At 73.9% G+C, this 1,427-nt stretch carries 1 protein-coding gene; it reads right to left on the bottom strand.

Features of this window, described 5'->3' with window-relative positions:
* Nucleotides 1-137: 137 nt before the first annotated feature.
* Complete coding sequence (locus tag AC27IQ_RS24550) at nt 138-1,394, bottom strand: patatin-like phospholipase family protein (RefSeq protein ID WP_284427774.1); 1,257 nt, start codon at nt 1,392-1,394, stop codon at nt 138-140.
* Nucleotides 1,395-1,427: the final 33 nt, after the last annotated feature.

Genomic DNA, 1,427 nt, shown 5'->3' with positions numbered 1-1,427 from the left:
GGTCAGCGCGGCGATCGCGGCCGCCGCCAGGCCGGTGCGGGCCGTGCGGGCGATGGCCGATGGGAAGTGGGGGCGGGGCGGCGAAGGGCATCGGTTGGCTCCGACAGGAGGGGTGACTCCGGGCCGGGTGTGCGGGCTCAAGCGGCAGGCGCCCGCACCGCGTTGCCCGCGTCGGCCCAGCCGAAGAAGCGGCAGATCTCGCTGCGGCGCGCCAGGGCGTCCGCGCGTCCGAGGGCCATGAGTTCGCGCGTGTAGCCGGCCTCGAACAGCAGGTAGCTGGCCAGCGCGGCGCCGCGCACGTCCTGCATGTTGGAGGTCACGCCCAGGCCGCCCAGCAGCGTGCGGATGGGGCGGGGCAGCTCGCCCACGTAGCGGGCGGCCACCGCATCCAGGCGCTGCGAAGGCGCGATCACCAGCAGTTCCAGCGGGCGCAAGGGGCTGTGCGCACGCACTTCGGGCGGGATGAGGGACAGCGTCTGGTTGATGCGCTGGGCGCGCTCCACATCCACCGACAGGGCATCCAGGAAGATGTTGGACAGCGTGTGCCCGGCGATCTGCGCGAGCGACGGGTAGGCCGGCGCGTCGCTGTGCAGCGCCTCGCCCGCCGGTTCGTGCATGCGGCCCGCGCCCACCACCAGGATGCGTTCGGCGCCCAGATGGATGGCCGGCGCGATCGGGGCGGACTGCCGCATCGATCCGTCGCCGAAGTATTCGGTGTGGCCGTCGATGCCCAGCGCCGTGGCGGGAAAGACGAACGGAATGGCCGACGACGCCAGCAGGTGGTCGTGCGTGATGCGGTCGCGCGTGGCCTTGCGCTGCGAGCGCACCCAGGGCTGCTGCGCCTGCGCGGCCTCGAAGAAGGTCACGTGCTCGCCGGAGCTGTAGCTGGAGGCGGTGATGGCCAGCGCCTGCAGGTGCCCCTGGCGGATCAGCCGGGGCAGCCGCACCAGCGGCACCAGTTGCGTGAGCAGGCCGGTGAGCGGCGAGTTGTCCAGCAGCGAGCGCGGCCGCATGCGCCGCCAGCGCGCCAGCAGCCAGCCCAGCGACATCAGGGTGAGCCAGCCCGCGCCGCTGCGCATCACGCTCAGCGAGTCGGCCCGGTACACCTGTTGCGCGTGGAAATTGCGCCACACGCGGGCGATGCGGCGCACGGCCCGGTCGAACTGGTCCGCCCCGCAGGCGAGGGCGGCCGCGTTGATGGCGCCGGCCGAGGTACCGGTGATGATCGGAAACGGGTTGGGTTCGCGCCCCGCGCCGCACGCCATGCGCAGGTCGGAGATCGCCTCCAGCACGCCCACCTGGTAGGCCGCGCGGGCCCCGCCGCCGGTCAGCACCAGGCCGATGGGGCGGGGCGAGACGGGTTTGGCGGCGGGGGCGGCGGCGGAAGAGGGCATGGCGGGCCTCGGCGGATGGGTGGTCGTACCCGG

The organism is Acidovorax sp. KPB24-07 (genome assembly GCF_057543315.1).
Note: the sequence above shows the minus strand (reverse complement) of the source record. Positions and strands in the feature narration are given on the sequence as shown.

Bases quoted from the DNA above. Each gene is read 5' to 3' on its own strand.
- AC27IQ_RS24550 (WP_284427774.1), bottom strand. From the start codon at position 1,394: ATGCCCTCTTCCGCCGCCGCCCCCGCCGCCAAACCCGTCTCGCCCCGC.